This window comes from Algoriphagus aquatilis, assembly GCF_042657405.1.
GTDB classification, from domain to species: Bacteria; Bacteroidota; Bacteroidia; order Cytophagales; family Cyclobacteriaceae; genus Algoriphagus; species Algoriphagus aquatilis.
Genome location: NZ_JBHSKS010000011.1, coordinates 46,398 through 62,124, shown reverse-complemented (window position 1 = coordinate 62,124; position 15,727 = coordinate 46,398). Strand labels below are relative to the sequence as shown.

14 protein-coding genes are annotated in these 15,727 nt (G+C 44.4%); 1 reads left to right on the top strand and 13 read right to left on the bottom strand.

Annotated elements, in window-relative coordinates:
* Positions 1–1,380, top strand: coding sequence for a c-type cytochrome domain-containing protein (locus ACFPIK_RS13800; RefSeq protein ID WP_377916257.1), 1,380 nt, complete (start codon positions 1–3; stop codon positions 1,378–1,380).
* Here the strand turns inward: ACFPIK_RS13800 and ACFPIK_RS13795 are convergent.
* From ACFPIK_RS13795 to ACFPIK_RS13735, 13 genes are all read right to left on the bottom strand, one after another.
* The gene (locus ACFPIK_RS13795) at positions 1,377–1,727 is read right to left on the bottom strand and encodes a Spx/MgsR family RNA polymerase-binding regulatory protein (protein ID WP_377916255.1); all 351 of its coding nucleotides are present in this window, start codon (positions 1,725–1,727) and stop codon (positions 1,377–1,379) included. The two genes, ACFPIK_RS13800 and ACFPIK_RS13795, sit on opposite strands and share 4 nt — an antisense overlap.
* 13 nt (positions 1,728–1,740) lie before the next feature.
* Positions 1,741–3,033, bottom strand: coding sequence for a glutamate-1-semialdehyde 2,1-aminomutase (gene hemL / locus ACFPIK_RS13790; RefSeq protein WP_377916253.1), 1,293 nt, complete (start codon positions 3,031–3,033; stop codon positions 1,741–1,743).
* 3 nt (positions 3,034–3,036) lie between these two features.
* A complete protein-coding gene (locus ACFPIK_RS13785) occupies positions 3,037–4,674 on the bottom strand; it encodes an amino acid ABC transporter substrate-binding protein (RefSeq protein WP_377916251.1) in 1,638 nt (545 codons plus the stop codon).
* A gap of 132 nt (positions 4,675–4,806) precedes the next feature.
* Positions 4,807–5,787, bottom strand: coding sequence for a PorP/SprF family type IX secretion system membrane protein (locus tag ACFPIK_RS13780; protein ID WP_377916249.1), 981 nt, complete (start codon positions 5,785–5,787; stop codon positions 4,807–4,809).
* Between the two features lie 12 nt (positions 5,788–5,799).
* The gene (locus ACFPIK_RS13775; protein ID WP_377916247.1) at positions 5,800–8,250 is read right to left on the bottom strand and encodes an MBG domain-containing protein; all 2,451 of its coding nucleotides are present in this window, start codon (positions 8,248–8,250) and stop codon (positions 5,800–5,802) included.
* Positions 8,251–8,928: 678 nt separating this feature from the next.
* Positions 8,929–9,486, bottom strand: coding sequence for a helix-turn-helix domain-containing protein (locus ACFPIK_RS13770; RefSeq protein ID WP_377916245.1), 558 nt, complete (start codon positions 9,484–9,486; stop codon positions 8,929–8,931).
* A 158-nt stretch (positions 9,487–9,644) separates the two neighbouring features.
* Positions 9,645–11,174, bottom strand: coding sequence for a glutamine-hydrolyzing GMP synthase (guaA, locus tag ACFPIK_RS13765; protein WP_377916243.1), 1,530 nt, complete (start codon positions 11,172–11,174; stop codon positions 9,645–9,647).
* Between the two features lie 81 nt (positions 11,175–11,255).
* Positions 11,256–12,299 (bottom strand): phosphotriesterase family protein, encoded by a 1,044-nt coding sequence (locus ACFPIK_RS13760; RefSeq protein WP_377916241.1) that lies wholly within the window; start codon positions 12,297–12,299, stop codon positions 11,256–11,258.
* Positions 12,300–12,505: 206 nt separating this feature from the next.
* Entirely contained in the window at positions 12,506–13,501 is a 996-nt protein-coding gene (locus tag ACFPIK_RS13755; protein ID WP_377916399.1) for a ligase-associated DNA damage response exonuclease, read from the bottom strand.
* A gap of 91 nt (positions 13,502–13,592) precedes the next feature.
* The gene (locus ACFPIK_RS13750) at positions 13,593–14,222 is read right to left on the bottom strand and encodes a flavin reductase family protein (RefSeq protein WP_377916239.1); all 630 of its coding nucleotides are present in this window, start codon (positions 14,220–14,222) and stop codon (positions 13,593–13,595) included.
* Positions 14,219–14,662 (bottom strand): hypothetical protein, encoded by a 444-nt coding sequence (locus ACFPIK_RS13745; protein WP_377916237.1) that lies wholly within the window; start codon positions 14,660–14,662, stop codon positions 14,219–14,221. The genes ACFPIK_RS13750 and ACFPIK_RS13745 overlap by 4 nt, the downstream gene beginning before the upstream one ends.
* A 16-nt stretch (positions 14,663–14,678) precedes the next feature.
* Positions 14,679–14,942: a hypothetical protein gene (locus ACFPIK_RS13740; protein ID WP_377916235.1), complete on the bottom strand. Its 264-nt coding sequence runs from the start codon at positions 14,940–14,942 to the stop codon at positions 14,679–14,681.
* 68 nt (positions 14,943–15,010) lie between these two features.
* On the bottom strand, positions 15,011–15,691 hold the full coding sequence (locus ACFPIK_RS13735) for an SDR family NAD(P)-dependent oxidoreductase (protein WP_377916233.1): 681 nt from the start codon (positions 15,689–15,691) through the stop codon (positions 15,011–15,013).
* Positions 15,692–15,727: the final 36 nt, after the last annotated feature.

The window sequence follows — 15,727 nt, the reverse complement described above, 5'->3', positions numbered from 1 at the left end:
ATGCTGAGTTTCATCTTTCCGCTTTTGGGTCGATTTCATCCCATTTTGGTCCACCTCCCCATTGGGATTTTGGTTTTTGGTGTCCTACTTATTTTCCTTTCGAAAAAGCAGGACAAAACCTTTCTGCCTGCCATTCAGCTGGCCTTTTTGCTGGGTTCGATCGGAGGGGTTTTGGCTTCTATTTCAGGATTTCTCCAATACCAATTCGAAGGCTTTTCCTGGGGCACGGTTCAGTTTCACCTGATTTTTGGGGTGCTGACTACGGCGGCGGGATTTTTCTTTTATGGGAAGAGTAAAAAAACAAGCGATCCCGTAAAGCTGAAATGGAGCTCTTTGGTACTGATCGGAGCACTCTTGTTTACTGGCCACTTGGGGGGAACGATCACCCATGGCGAAGGCTACTTCACCGAAGTGATGCCCGAAAATCTCCAATCCCTATTTGGAGGAGCACCTTCCTCAGCAGCTCCATTGACCTTGCCTGAAGTGGGTTGGGAAGAATTGGCTTACTATGAGGAGGTGGTGCAGCCGATCTTAAATTCCAACTGCCAAAGCTGCCACAATCCCCGAAACAAAAAAGGAGGACTGGACCTCAGCACCAAAGAAGCCTTGCTGAAAGGTGGGGAAAACGGACCCGTGATTGACCCGCATGAGTATCTGAAAAGCCATCTGATCAGTAGAATGGAGCTGCCGCTGGACCACGAAGACCACATGCCTCCGAGCGAGAAGCGTCAACCTAAAAAAGAGGAACTGGAGTTGATTCGCCTTTGGTTGGAAAATGAGGCTTCTTTTGACATCAAACTAGGAGCTGCCAAACCGGAAAAGAAATGGCTGGAACCCTTTTTCCAACGGGAAGAAATCGCTTTTTATCCAACTTTAACCCTTTCGCCAATAGCAGAGGACACCTTAGCCCTACTTCGAAAAAAAGGATTCTACGTGGAGCCCATTGCGCAGGGAAGCGCTCTGCTGAAAGTGAGCTGCATCAATTTTCCGGATTTTCAAGATCAAAATCTTGGAGATTTGGCTTACATCCAAGGTAACGTGGCCTATCTGGATCTTGGAGGAACTCAGGTCACGGATCAGATTCTTACAAAATTGGGAGATTTCCCACAACTGACTGTACTCAAGCTCAGCCACACCCAAGTCAAGGGAGCAAATTTGGAAAGCTTGAAGTCATTAAAAAATCTCAAGTCCCTATACCTCAATGGAATCTCCATCACCCAACCCGATCTGGAGAAGCTTGACCAACTGCCTATGTTGGAAAAAGTATTTGCCTACGAAACAGGACTTATTGGCAATGAACCGTTGAAAAAATTCAAGTTCAAACTGGAGACAGGGAGCTATGAACTGCCCCCTATCCCCAGTGATACCATCGTGTATTAAATCTTGGCTAGGATTTGATCAGGCACAAATCCCAATGTGATACTTCCGTCAGAATACACAATCAAAGGTCGCTTGATCATGCTGGAGTTTTCGATCAAAATGGGAAGTGCTGTTTCTACTTTTTCCAAAGCTGCTTTTTGAGCTTCTTCCATTTTCTTATAGGTCGTTCCCTGCTTGTTGACCAAGGTAGCCAACGAAGTTTTCTCCAAAAAGGAAGTCAATAACGCTGCGGTTGGCTTTTGCTTTTTGTAATCGATGAAGTCGTAAACCACGCCCTTTTCATCCAGAAAAGTGAAGGTCTTCTTCATCGTATCGCAATTCTTGATGCCGTATACTTTCATTGCCATTTCTCGAAACTGTTTATCCTAAAATCTCCTTCATGCTTTCCTCATGCGCTTGCAAAATCTGAGCGATCAGATCATCTGTCAAGGCAGTAGAAAGGAACAAGCTCTCAAATTGAGACGGCGCCAAATATACCCCTCGCTTTAGCATGCCTTGGAAATACTTGCCAAACAATGCCGTATCAGACTTCTTGGCTGTTTCAAAATCCACCACTGATTCCTCGGTAAAGAAAAGGGAATACATACTTCCCAATTGATTTAGCGTAAAATCATGCCCCAATCGATGATTGATGGAAGCGATTCCGGAGGCGAGTTGCATTCCGATTTCGTTGAGTCTGGTGTACACTTCAGGATGGGTATTCAGGTAATTCAACATGGTCAATCCAGCAGCCATCGCAATAGGATTACCGGAAAGTGTCCCTGCCTGATAAACCGGGCCAGCTGGGGAAACGAACTCCATGATTTCTTTTTTGCCTCCGTAAGCTCCAACAGGCATCCCACCACCGATGATTTTGCCAAGGGTGGTCATATCGGGAGTCACTCCAAAAAGCTCCTGTGCACCACCTTTAGCCAAACGGAAACCGGTCATCACCTCATCAAAAATCAATACAATTCCCTCACGAGTACAGATCTCTCTCAATCCCTGAAGGTATCCCGGATTTGGAAGGCAAAGGCCCATATTTCCTGGAACTGGCTCCAAAATCAAGGCCGCGATTTCCCCTTTATTGGCTGCAACCAAGGTCTCGATGGCTTGGAGGTCATTGTAGGGGGCAAGCAAGGTGTCTTTTGCCGTGCCAACGGTTACTCCAGGAGAATCGGGATTGCCCATGGTGATCGCGCCCGAACCCGCCGAAATCAAGAAAGAATCCCCATGCCCGTGGTAGTGCCCTTCCATTTTGATAAACTTGTCCCGACCCGTATAGCCTCTTGCCACACGTATGGCAGACATGGTAGCTTCAGTACCGGAATTGACCATGCGCACTTTTTCCACCGAAGGAACCATACTTACAATCAGCTCGGCAATTTCCACTTCTCGAGCAGTAGGAGCGCCAAAAGAAGTTCCATTTTCCATGGCTTGGATCACTGACTCGCGGATCATGGGATGATTGTGTCCAAGAATCATCGGCCCCCAGCTATTGATCAACTCAATGTAGGAATTGCCATCCTCGTCGTATAGGTAGGCACCGTTTGCTTTTTGGATGAAAATCGGTTCGCCACCTACGGCACGAAAGGCACGAACAGGGGAATTGACTCCTCCTGGAATAAAGTTTTTTGCATGGGCAAAAAGCCGCTTGCTTTCAGAAATCTGCATGATTTAACGTAAGGGAATCAATTCCCCGGATTCAAGTTTGAAAACCGGTGAATAGGTGTTGTTGTTTGTGTTTTGGAAATTAAAGCCCCAAGTCAATTTTCCTGGATGATATCCTTTTTGATCGAGAGAGATTCGAAGATCATAGTCATTTACAAAAAGGGCATTGGCCGAGATCCAATTGACTAATTCAGCTCCCAGAATGACATTCAAAGATGGATTTACCAGGTAAGTATCATAAAATAACTTCCTGAATTGAGTCATTTCCTCCGATTCAAATTTCGGTGTATTATTGGAGATGAAGTAAAAATTGGGAAACTCGAGCATCTCGTAATTGGCAAAATTGAAACCCAGCCAAGAGTCCATAACCAAGAGCGGAACTGAGGTGGATATACTTTCCATCAAAGCAAAGACAGGTTGGGCAATCGCCGGATCATCAGTCAAAAGAATAACTTGATTGACGTCAGGATTATTACCTCGGCGAACACCTAGTCCTTGGAGGAAGGAAGCTACTGATTTTGGATCTACCTTTTGAGATTTTGCGATCCGGAACCCGGCTTGGGTGAGTTCTTCCTGTAGCAGCTGAGCCATTCGCTCATCACGGGCACTACCACTAAATCCAATCGCTACTGATTTCCCCCAATTTTGGCTTTTAATAGAAGACACCACTCCTTTGGAAAGTGATGCTACAGATGGTCGAAACAAGTAACTGAATTCAGTCTGCTCAAATCGCTCCCCCAAGTTAGAAAGCGGATGGATAAATGGAATTTTCTGCGCCTCTGCAAATGAACTTACTTGCTCAGATTCATCAGGATAGATAGGACCTATGATCACATCTGCCGCTAAAACAGCTGGATCTTTCAAGATCACATTCAACTGATTGAGATCCCTTTTGGAGTCAAACGTATTCAAATTAATCTGTGCTCCCTGCGATTTGAGTTGCTTTACACCTGCCTCGATGCCTTGGTAAAGTTCCCACATAAAATCCGTTGCCCCCAAGGAAGATATGGCTTGACCTGAGCCATTGGTGAAAGGCAAGATCACCACCAAATCCAAAATTTCATCTTTTGGGAGCCCCTTTACCCCAGACTTCAGGACCTGATTTAATGCCATACGCTCGGAGGCCGACATGACTGTTTTTTCTTCCAACATCTTCGCCAAGGCTGCGGTGTACCCTTCATTGGTCTTAAATTCTTCGAGATTGGTGATCAAAAAATTTGGAGTAGAGCCTTTTAAGAACTCAAAAGTAGCTTTATAAGATTTGGCCAAAATTGCCTCGTTTTTAATCTGCTTGATCATTCTCAAACCTTCCAGAGGCTGGCTGTTTTGAAAATATGCAACCGCGAGGAGGTAAATCATTTCATCGGATTGGTCCCATGCTTTGCCATAGATGGGCCGGAGTGACTCAATAGCCAAGGCAGGTTGATTGACTTTCAATGCCGCCTCTGCTGTGTGAAAAGCCGCATAATAAGAAAGATTACCAAATTTGGATTCATCCAAAAACTCCTTGAACAGGTTGATGGAAGACCAATAATCCTGGGTGGAAAGTGCAGACTTTGCCTTGGTGTAGTTTTCGGGCAAGTTTTGAGCACTTACATTTCCTAATACAAAAAATAGAGAAAGGAGTAGGAGAGTTTTTCGCATGTTCAGGCAGAATTGATAGGGCTTATCAGAGTGCCAAATTTAAGCCAATATTTTCAAACCTGAAGGAATAGGCAATCCATATATGGGATTGTTTGGAGTATAGCGGGAATTTGAACTTCCCGTCCTTCTAGCTTACCAAATCAGAATATCCCTTTGATATCTGGGCTTGTAGGAATTGAAGAGGTTGATCACAGCGGTGATTTCATGAGTGCCTCCAGGCATGAGATAGCTATTCTGAACAGGCAGCTCATAAAGGTAGCCGATCCGCATGTTTTGGGTCAAAAATCCAAAATTGAAATTGGTGGCATAACTCACCCGCTGACCAGCTCCTATCCACACTTTGTCCATCAGCAGGGCTTTGACATTGAGCTCCAGCACTTCCGGCAGATCTTTTCTGGATCTGTAAAATCCGTTGATAATCAAGGCCAGTTGATCAGTCAGCGATTCTCTCACACCAAATTGGATCATCTTTTCGGCAGGATAGGCATTTATAAATTTGTCACCTTTTATTAGCTGACCTCCATTCACCCGATGAATACCATAGGAGAGGTAGTATTTTTTATGGGTAAGCGCTAAACCGATATTGAAGTCTACCACCTGCATATTGGAAAATTGTCCCATGTATTCTCTATAAACTGGATCATTTTGCTCTTCCCAAGTCAGGGCATTTCCATCCAATCGAATCGACTGATGAATGACTCCGGCACCAAGTCTGAGGTTATGACTTTCCGACAATCGGATTCTGGAAGCGTAGGATACTATGATTTCATTTTCACGAAATGTCCCATGGGACTCACTGAGCACACTGGCTGAGATGGCGTTTTTGCCCATCAAGGCCGGATCTTCCAGTCCTGCCATTTCCCCAAAATCCACTTCAGTGCTGAAGAAAAAAGTCTTGGGCGCCCCTTCCATCCCAGCCCACTGATTACGGACAAACCCACGTACGGTGGAGCCTTCATACCCTGCCAATCCGGGATTAAAGTATCCTTGGAAGTGGGAAAACTGGGAGGTGAATTTTCTGGTTTGTGCGCTGGCATCCGGCATCAAACCAAGTAGGAATAAAAGGCCTAGACCCCAACTCCTGTTTTTCTGAAAAAACTTTAAAATATTCATGGCAGAAATGGTTTATCTACCTCTCAGTAGGTTAAGAAATCCTCGTCGGACATTTCCGGCATTTTCAAAGATCCAATAGTAAGTACCGTCTGGCATTGGGCGGCCTAGGTAGTTGCCATCCCATCTTTTCTCAGGAGAATGAGACTCGAAGACCACTTGTCCAGAACCATCTATGACCACCACTTTGAATTGACCCTCGATAACTCTGTCAGAGATCATCCAGGAGTCATTTATTCCGTCATGGTTGGGAGAGAAAGAGTTGAATACCTCGATTGATTCTTGCTGCTTCTCGACTGCTTTGAATTCCAAGCTCAGTTTTTTCTTCAAGATGTTACCATCCCTATCTTCCACCTCAATTTCGAGGGAGTAGTTTGCCTTGCTTTCTATCTTTGACTTGCCTACCCACCAGAGCCTGTTCTCTCTGATTTCGAATAATGAATTATCCAAGAGGCCATTTGGAATTCTGATCTCATGCTGATCATCAATGGAGTCGACTACTTGCAGGTCACCCACCAGTCCAGCCTGAGAGAGATTTGCTTGGAAAAGAAGATCTTGAGGAGCTACTTTAGGAAGTACGGTTACTCTAACGTCGGCCTGCAAGCCCACTGCCAACGCATAGTTTGGAGAGTTAATTTTTCCATTAACCAGGTGAGAACCTCTTTTGAAATAATCTAACCCTTGGTTTTGCCATTCTATAGGAAGCTCTACCCATTGAGCTTCTTGGGTTAAGAATTTTCCAGACTTGGGAAAAGAAGGAACCACAGACCAGGAGGTTTTGATTTCACCTGCAGATTCCATAGAAATCAGCAAGGCAGGAATAATTTCCAGACTATCGCTATTGAAAACCAGTTTATAATTGTCAGAAGCAATCAAATCACCTTGTTCGATGAGGTATTTCCCTACATTCTCACCAGGCTGTCTTTTTGGTTTGCCTTCCAACACAGCGGATAGACTTTCTCCTTCGATCAACCCCTCCGCCTCTAGAATAAAAGATGGATCTGCAGCACCAAATGATTTTTGAGCCTTTGCTACACTCACTTTGAGGTCTTTAGGATTGATGACAAATTCTGCCCCAATAAATTCTATTTGGTAGTTGAGACCTGCATCCAAAGAGCCTTGCTGGATTGGATAGGTACCTACCTGCTCTCCTGCTTGTCGTTGTACTGCCCCACTTAGTAGATCCAGTTTGTCCTGATTTTTAAAACCTATGGCTTCAAAGCCAAATTCAGGATCTTTTTGTCCATATACTTTGGCCATTCCTGAGTTCACAGTGATTTTCAATACAGCAGGATTCACATGAACTACTTGTTCTTTGGCGGGGCTTCTGCCATCTTGGATTTTGGCGGTGATCCTCACAAAACCGGCTTTTTTGATGGAGGCGTAGTTACCGATAACTTTTACCACGGAGGTATCAGAACTACTGTAAGAAATGGGATACCAGAAAGAGTCGACTTCATCTCCAAGTTTGAAATCAGGATCTCCATAGGAAACTGATTTTTCACTGGGGAATTCCCACTCTCGAGGCACTCTCAGGTTTTCTAGACCAGGAATAGGATTAAAGGGCGGTACCAAACCCACCTGATCATATGGGATAGATCTCAAGTAAGGATAGGATACATAAGGAGATTCTGCAGTAGGTTTTTTGATTGCCCAAACTCCCTCAAAATCCCACTCACTTACCTCAGAAAAGGATTGAGATTTTAGTTCCATAGTAGTCTTCGCCTCCTTGGACGGACTACTTGAGGCAACTTGAGAAAGAGAACGATCCCAGAAGGAATGGTTGACACCCGCTGAGGCATCACCTTTTCCCACCAAACCGGAAGCTTGGGGTACAGCTGGAATTTGACCGGCAAAAAAGGAGTTGTTGATCAAGCCTCCTGCCATAGTTCCGATTAGTCCACCTGCAATCTGACCGGCTTCCAGGGAAGCTAAACTGTAGCAATTTTCAACTTTATTTTTGGAGTTGGACTGGAAAAGGCCAATCAACCCTCCAGCTTCAGATTCACTTGAAACACTACCGGTAGAAAAGCTTCTGAAAACATCAGTTTGGTATGCATTTCCTACCAATCCTCCTACGGCCTTGTCTCCAGAAATTTCTCCCAAGGAATAGGAGTCATTAATAATGGAGTTGCCAAGGGTTCCGATGAGACCCCCCACATAGGTTTTACCATTAACTGATCCGGTAAAGGAACACGCATTCACCTTCACATTCACTGCTACACCAATCAGCGCACCCACGTTACTGTTTCCTTTGACTTGGATATTTCTCAATTTGATTTGAGAAAACTCTGAGTTTGCAGCATTTGCAAAAAGACCAAGGTTACCTAGCTGGGGTTGATTGATGAAAAGATCTTTGATGGCGTATCCATTTCCTGAAAATCTACCTTTGAAGTTACTAACCGGAATCCAGCCTTTACCGGAATTAGCTTGAGGTCCAGCCAACGCTCCATAACCGGGAGACATGGCATCCAAGTCTGCAATCTGTATAAAGTATGCATTTGGCTTTTGATTGACCTTGCTGAGTTGTTCCCAATTTTGGATCTGATAAGGATCTTGGAGGGAACCATTTCCACCTGCAAATTGACCGTAGAGATATGAATTAGATGAAAAAAAGATAAATGAGAGTAAAAGAAAAACTTTATATAAGGAAGTTATACTAGAGTTATTTTTTATAACATAAAATAATCTGAATATTATTTCCAGATTTGCTAAATATTGTAAACGAATAGCATTATGTAGATTTAATCTACAGCTAGATAGCGGGTCGCTGATTCTATTTTTACCTGACACTATCGAGTTTAAAGAGCTCATCTTCTGATGTATTTAAGAGAAAGCTTACTGGGAGTAAAGGAATAAAATATATTATCCCACACCAATAATTGACTGATCTAAAAACGAGTTTTGCATCTTGATGCTAATGAATGGTATCATCCATTAAAAAACTGTAAAAAAAGGCCTCAAGTGTGCCAAAAGTCACATTTGATCAAAACCAATCACCTTAAGTAAGCACTAAATAATAATCCTATCTATAGTAAAATAGCTCCTAAAAACAGCTGAATAAATTCTTCAATATTTCAAAAAAAAGACCTGCATCTCAACAAAATGCAGGTCTCAAAAAGAAACAAACAAACTATCTACCTATTATGCCGCTATGGACAAACACTTTTTCCAATATTCTCTTGGACACATTCCCATTTCCTTTTTAAATACATTGAAAAATGTGATTCTGGAATTAAATCCAGCTTCTTTTCCCAATGCTTCCAAGGTATATTTTTCGAGGTATCCCTCTTCAATTTTTTCTACTGCATATTTGATACGATACAAGTTGGTCAGCTCCTTAAATGATGTACCGGAAAGTTTATCCAAAACTTGTGTAACGACCCTTGGCTTGACCCCAAGGCGGTCTGCAAACTCTCCCACATTCAGGCTGTGGTTTTGGTAAATTTTTTCTTCACCAAACAGGTCAAAGATCCTTTTTGTCAATTGGAATTCATCTAATTGAAAAGAAGGAATCTCTTCTAATTGTGATTTGATAGCTGATGTTTCCATTTTTTGATGAGGTTCTATAGACACTGATTTATTCTCCTGTGATTCTGCCGAGGATTCTGTTGCCAGCTTAAACAAACTCACTTGCTTGTAGACGAGGACGATTCCTGTGGAGAGTAGAACCGAAAACATCAACAAATTCTCTAGACCCATACTGTGTTTTTTTGATCCTAATGTTGCAAAACCAATGTCTAAAAGTAGGCATGAATCTGGACCCTTGATCTTGATTGCATCGCTATGTAAATGAATGACACCTTGTGGGTACAAATAAAAAAACCGGGCGTTTGGCCCGGTTTAAGTCTATTGCAATCTTATTCCCACTCGATGGTTGCCGGTGGCTTGGAGGAGATGTCATACACGACTCGATTCACCCCTTTCACCCGATTGATGATCTCATTGGACATTTTGCCCAAAAACTCATAGGGAAGGTGAATCCAATCCGCTGTCATCCCATCGACAGAACCCACAGCTCTGAGTGCGACCACTCGCTCATAGGTCCTTTCGTCTCCCATGACACCTACCGACTGAATCGGAAGGAGAATCGCTCCAGCCTGCCAAACCTTATCGTAGAGGCCATGATTCTTTAATCCTTGGATGAAAATATGATCCACCTCTTGGAGGGTTTTCACTTTTTCTTCGGTAATATCTCCCAAAATACGAATAGCCAAACCTGGTCCCGGGAAAGGGTGACGACCGATAATCGTTTCCACAATTTCCAAAGCCCGACCTACTTCTCGTACCTCATCTTTGAAAAGGGTATTCAAAGGCTCGACTACAGAAAGCTTCATGAAATCAGGCAAGCCTCCTACATTGTGGTGGGACTTGATGGTAGCGGATGGACCTTTGACAGAAACAGACTCAATCACATCAGGATAGATAGTTCCTTGTCCCAACCATTTCACTCCTTCAATCTTGTGCGCTTCGTCGTCAAACACTTCGATAAATACGCGACCGATTGCTTTCCGTTTCGCTTCTGGATCAGTCAAACCCGCCAAGGCATCGTAGAAACGCTGCTTGGCATCCACTCCGATCACATTCAAGCCCATGTGCTTGTACGAATCGAGGACTTCCTCAAATTCATTTTTGCGAAGCAATCCATTGTCCACAAACACGCAAGTCAGTTGATCGCCAATTGCTTTGTGGATTAAAGTCGCAGCCACAGAAGAATCTACCCCTCCGGATAGGCCCATGACCACCTTATCCGAACCGATTTTCTTTTTTAGCTCGGCAACTGTAGAATCAATAAAAGTATCAGAAGTCCAATCCTGAGAACAGCCACAAATACCCACCACGAAGTTTCTGAGCAGGTTTTTGCCTTCCAAAGAGTGAGTCACTTCGGGGTGAAACTGAATGCCATAGGTTTTTTCTCCCTCGACTTTGAAAGCCGCTACACGGACGGAAGACGTACTGGCTATGACTTCAAAACCTGCAGGAAGCTCTTTGATGGTATCCCCATGCGACATCCACACTTGGGATCCGTGGGTCATTTCCTTGAGCAAGTCGTGATGCAGATCGATGTGATCGAGATTAGCCCGTCCGTATTCACGAATGGTGGATGGAAGAACCTCTCCCCCGTACTTGCTGGCTAAAAGTTGAGCTCCGTAGCACACCCCCAATACAGGAAGTTTGCCGCGGAAAGCATCGGTATTGACATCAGGAGCACCTTCGTCTCGCACGGAGCAAGGCGAACCGGAAAGAATGATTCCCTTGATATCGGAAGTGATTTCGGGAACTTTATTGTAGGGGTGGATTTCGCAATAAACGTTGAGTTCGCGGACTCGTCTTGCTATCAGCTGGGTGTATTGAGATCCAAAATCTAGGATCAGGATTTGTTCTGCCATGCGCAAAGGTAAGCAGGCGAACTGGCTTGCAGAAATAAGGCAAAGAAAATTTGGGAGGAGATTGGAGGATTATCCCAATTTCTACCATAATGAAAAGGTAGTTGACTCAACTAACCAAATGCTTATTGTTTCTTCAAAAGCTAACTTTGGATTTTTGTTTAAAAGTAAATCCCAATCTTTCTCGGAAAAACCCCTTTCATTCAGGATTGGAATCAGCTTTTCAAAAATGTTGGTAAACGGCTGAAAATCTCCTCCACCCGCTTTGGCAGGGTCATACCAGCCTGCATCATGGGAGATCAGGATATTCCTCAAAATCCCATTTTCCTTGGCAAAAACTAGACGGTCCACATACGGATCAATCGACCAGCCAATCCCATCCAGACTGATCCAAACGCCCATTTCGGCAGCTTTTCGATAGTTATTAAAGTCCTTCTCGGCTTGTGCATGAACCCATACAAATTCGGAAGGCTCCACTCCCATTTCCTGAAGAATCCTCACTTCCTGAGCCGCAGTCTTCCAAGTTCCGGTGTGGGAAGCAATGGTCAAACCTGTATTCAGATGCGTGATGGCGGCAGCGCGAACGAGCTTTTGATCGATTGCTGAAAGCGTGTCCGCTTCGTTGACGGAGATCTTAATGAATCCGGGTTTGATCCCCGTGCCCTCGATTCCATTTTGGAATTCATCTATCCACCGCTTGGCCAATTGTTCGGCAGTTTCGGTTTGGACAAAGTCGGGAAGGTATTTCCCGCCCACGGCCCCATAAAATCCGGTATTGGTCAGAATCTGAATTCCGGACTTTTCACTGAGGGTTTTCAGAAGTAAGGGATCCTTAGCCAAATAACTCGGCGTATAATCCAAAATGGTACGAACCCCATGCTTTTTCACCTCCAAAAGAAAAGGAAGAACCTTAGCAACGACGGAATCTCGATTCCAGCGATCCGTACTAATTGAATCTGCCCCGATAAAGTCCACCAACATGTGTTCATGAATCAGCGTCAAGCCCATCGAGTCGATGGAAATCGGTCCAGTGACGGTATGCACGTAGCTGTCCAAAGTAGTTGTTGCAGGATTTTGGCAGGATGCTAAAAAGATGCCTAGGAAAAGGAAAATCAAAAATTTGAACATGAGTAGAAAATTTGAAAGTAAATCTAAGGTATTGGTGGCTCATCAATTTTGCAATCTTCCAATTTTTCAATCCTGATCAACTTCCCTTCTTCTACCTCTTGTACCACATAAGAGGAATGAATATAAGGAGCCCCGAAACAAATCTGGCAACCCTTCCAAGTATTCGTAACAGCGGTCATCCGACATACAGCATCGGACTCTCCTTCTTATTCCACTTCCTCCACGCCAAAAAGCGTCTGAAGCTCGACTGCGTCAATTCCTTTTTCCTCCTGCAGAAAGCGACCAAAAGATGCCGTGCTACCGTGTGTGAGGTACACTTTTTCAGCTCCGGTAGCAGAAATAGCCGAGATTAATCCCTCCCAATCGGCATGGTCAGAGAGCACGAATCCCCGATCTGCTGCTTTTCTCCTTCGCGTACCTCTCACCGCCATCCAACCCGAACAAATCCCAGTTCGATAAGGAGAAAATCTCCGCATCCAGGGCGTGCCCATTGCTGAGGGCGGAGCGATAATCAAGGCCCCTTTGAATCGATTTTTTGGAATGTCCTGAGTCACTTTGGGCACATCCCAAAGCGGAATCCCATTCGCCATCAGCGCTTGATTGGTATTCCAGATGGCTCCATGGACGAAGATTTCCCCAATCTCCCGGTTGAGGTTTTGGAGGATGCGTTGGGCCTTTCCTAAAGAATAGGCAAAAAGTACCGAATTACGTCCTTCAGAAGCATTTTCTTTCCACCAGGAATTGATTTGTGAAAAAATCTCAACCTGAGATTCCCACTTGTAGATCGGAAGTCCAAAGGTGCATTCGGAGACAAACTCGTGGCACTTCACCGGTTCGAAGGGTGTAGCAAATCCGTCATTTTCGACTTTGTAATCCCCGCTGACCACGGCCACTTTCCCCTGATATTCCAACCTGACCTGTGCCGAACCCGGAATATGTCCCGCAGGATGAAGACTGATTTTAACGCCGTTTACCTCAAGTTTTTCCTGATATTCGAGTGTATGGAGGCTGATATCCGCTCCAAGACGCAACTTCATCACCTCTGCTGAATCTTGATGTGCTAAGTAATGCTTCATTCCCCAACGGGCATGGTCCGAGTGCGCATGCGTGATTACGGCACGATCCACAGGCTTCCAAGGATCGATGAAAATCCCGGCAGGAGGACAATAAAGTCCGGCGTCGGTGAGTTCAAGAAGCTGCAAGTTGTTGGATATGAGATTTTTGATTTCGGGTTTCAGATTTTTCAAAAAACACTTGATCTCAAACCCTTTGTTGAGCAATAAATTAGTAGAATTAGAATTTTGCTGGAAGTATTCCAGGTTTTGGGTACGCCAATCTACCTAATTTTTCACCAACGTGGTATTCATCTAATCCGCTTACTGTGACTGTTTCCAAAGTATTCAAATCCAAGGAACCATCAGATCGAAGGCCTATTTCCTCCACAAAAATATGATCCACATTAGCAATCAGAAGAACCGTTTGATTGACTTGGAGCGTCTGAGTTTCTACTAAGGAACAACCCAACTGCACGGGACTGCTTTTCACAAATGGCGCGTAAAAACCATGTTTGAATTCCTCGATTAGTCCTGTGCCTTCAAACTCGCTGCCTTCCCAATTTGCTGCTGTCCAATGGGCTTCTTTGAAAAATGTGGGAATGACATGGTTGAGTGTGAAAAAGCCGGTTTGCAGTATATTTTCTAACGTATCCCGCTTGACGGTGTGTGGGCGAAAAAGAATTCCTACCAAGGGAGGTGCTGCTCCGATATGGAAAACCTGAGAAAATGGGGCAAGATTTGTGACCCCTTCCGCGTTTTTAGTGCCGATGAGATTGAGACTTTTGTAGCCGGACAGACAGTTGATGAGATTCCTTCTATAAAAAGAATCTTCTTCCATAACCTGATCCAGTGTCCAGTGCTTCATCATATCTCAATAGCCTGCTCGATGGTATCGCAGTACCGAATGTCCAGCTGATCGATGATATTGTCTGGATAAGTTTGGAGAATCTGGTCTTTGGCAATTTGTACCATTTTTTCAAACCACTTCTCTGCAGGGAGGATTTTTCGATGGGTTTTGACCCCATATTCCAGCATTTCCTTTTTCCAAAAAATGAAGTACCACTCCATAGTCGGTTGGTGGAAAGCTCTCAGGGATCGCTTATCGAAGATGAATTTTTCAAAATCACCTGCCTTGACTATCTCCCCGATCTGACCAAACGTGAGTTTGAAATCTTCGATCGGAATGTAATCAGCCAAAAGCTCACAAATGATGGTCTTTCTTTCATGGCTGACCCAAACCCTGGCATAACGCTGCTCAAAGGCTACTACAAAGTCTTGAATTTCGGAAGAGTTTATCGTCTCGTTCATTGCTGAAAGTGTAGAATTAATAGATGGAATTACGACTTCTGGAGGTAGCATGAGCCACTTCCTCTTTGACTTCTGTCAATCGGTTTTCTAGGTTGGAGGCATATTCAAGCGTAGTCCGCATCATATCTTGTTGGGACTGAATCTGCTCCTTCAGGCGACAAAGTTCCTGATTGACTTCTGCCAGTTTTTGCTCGTAGTAGTGTTGAAGCCTTTCTTTCTCGAGTTGGGCCTTCCTCAATTCTTCCTTAAACAACAGGAATGATTCAGGTGGAGTCTTCATATTCACAGCGCTTTCATCTCGGGACCATACCCGCAATACAGACAATATGCCTAGGGTAATTGTTTAAATTATTTTAATGTAGACATACCTCCATCTACATGAAGGATTTGTCCTGTCATCCAGCTCGATTGTGGAGACAGCAAAAATAGGGTGGAAGCAGCAATGTCCGAGGCCGAGCCTACTCTTCCCAAGGGATGCCGCTTGTCGGAAGCCTCTTTCTTTTCTAGTGTAGAAAGTAAGGCAGAAGCCAATGGAGTCTCTGTCAATGATGGCGCGATGGCATTCACACGGATTTTGGATGGAGCCCATTCGGCAGCCAGGGATCTGGTAAGGCCTTCGATCGCACCCTTGGCGGAGGCTATCCCGGCATGGAAGCCCATGCCTGTCTGTACCGCTACGGTACTGTATAAAACCACCGAAGGTGCCGATGATTTTTTGAGTCCCTTAAGGCAAGCCTGAAGCACCCTTACAGCTCCAAAAAAATTGACTTCCATTTCCCTTTTAAAATCATCCATGGAAATTCTGTGGAAAGGCTTAAGGTTAATCGTACCAGGTGCATAGACTACTCCATCGATGACCTCAGGCAATCCCGGAATTTCCTCAAAATCTACTGAAGTATCCAAAGCTGTGGTTCCTGACCCGCTTTTAGAGTATAGAAAGAGATTGGCTCTTGCCGCTTGAAGCAGTTCTGCAGTAGCTTTTCCTATTCCGGAGTTGCCTCCAATAATCACAACATTCTTGCCTTCCATGAGTAATTTAATTTTTTACTTAAATCAGATTAGGAT

What these genes read in the sequence shown, in the direction of transcription:
- ACFPIK_RS13800 (WP_377916257.1), top strand. Translation starts at nt 1, where the DNA reads ATGCTGAGTTTCATCTTTCCGCTTTTGGGTCGATTTCATCCCATTTTG.
- ACFPIK_RS13795 (WP_377916255.1), bottom strand. Translation starts at nt 1,727, where the DNA reads ATGGCAATGAAAGTATACGGCATCAAGAATTGCGATACGATGAAGAAG.
- hemL (WP_377916253.1), bottom strand. Translation starts at nt 3,033, where the DNA reads ATGCAGATTTCTGAAAGCAAGCGGCTTTTTGCCCATGCAAAAAACTTT.
- ACFPIK_RS13785 (WP_377916251.1), bottom strand. Translation starts at nt 4,674, where the DNA reads ATGCGAAAAACTCTCCTACTCCTTTCTCTATTTTTTGTATTAGGAAAT.
- ACFPIK_RS13780 (WP_377916249.1), bottom strand. Translation starts at nt 5,787, where the DNA reads ATGAATATTTTAAAGTTTTTTCAGAAAAACAGGAGTTGGGGTCTAGGC.
- ACFPIK_RS13775 (WP_377916247.1), bottom strand. Translation starts at nt 8,250, where the DNA reads ATGTCTCCCGGTTATGGAGCGTTGGCTGGACCTCAAGCTAATTCCGGT.
- ACFPIK_RS13770 (WP_377916245.1), bottom strand. Translation starts at nt 9,486, where the DNA reads ATGGGTCTAGAGAATTTGTTGATGTTTTCGGTTCTACTCTCCACAGGA.
- guaA (WP_377916243.1), bottom strand. Translation starts at nt 11,174, where the DNA reads ATGGCAGAACAAATCCTGATCCTAGATTTTGGATCTCAATACACCCAG.
- ACFPIK_RS13760 (WP_377916241.1), bottom strand. Translation starts at nt 12,299, where the DNA reads ATGTTCAAATTTTTGATTTTCCTTTTCCTAGGCATCTTTTTAGCATCC.
- ACFPIK_RS13750 (WP_377916239.1), bottom strand. Translation starts at nt 14,222, where the DNA reads ATGATGAAGCACTGGACACTGGATCAGGTTATGGAAGAAGATTCTTTT.
- ACFPIK_RS13745 (WP_377916237.1), bottom strand. Translation starts at nt 14,662, where the DNA reads ATGAACGAGACGATAAACTCTTCCGAAATTCAAGACTTTGTAGTAGCC.
- ACFPIK_RS13740 (WP_377916235.1), bottom strand. Translation starts at nt 14,942, where the DNA reads ATGAAGACTCCACCTGAATCATTCCTGTTGTTTAAGGAAGAATTGAGG.
- ACFPIK_RS13735 (WP_377916233.1), bottom strand. Translation starts at nt 15,691, where the DNA reads ATGGAAGGCAAGAATGTTGTGATTATTGGAGGCAACTCCGGAATAGGA.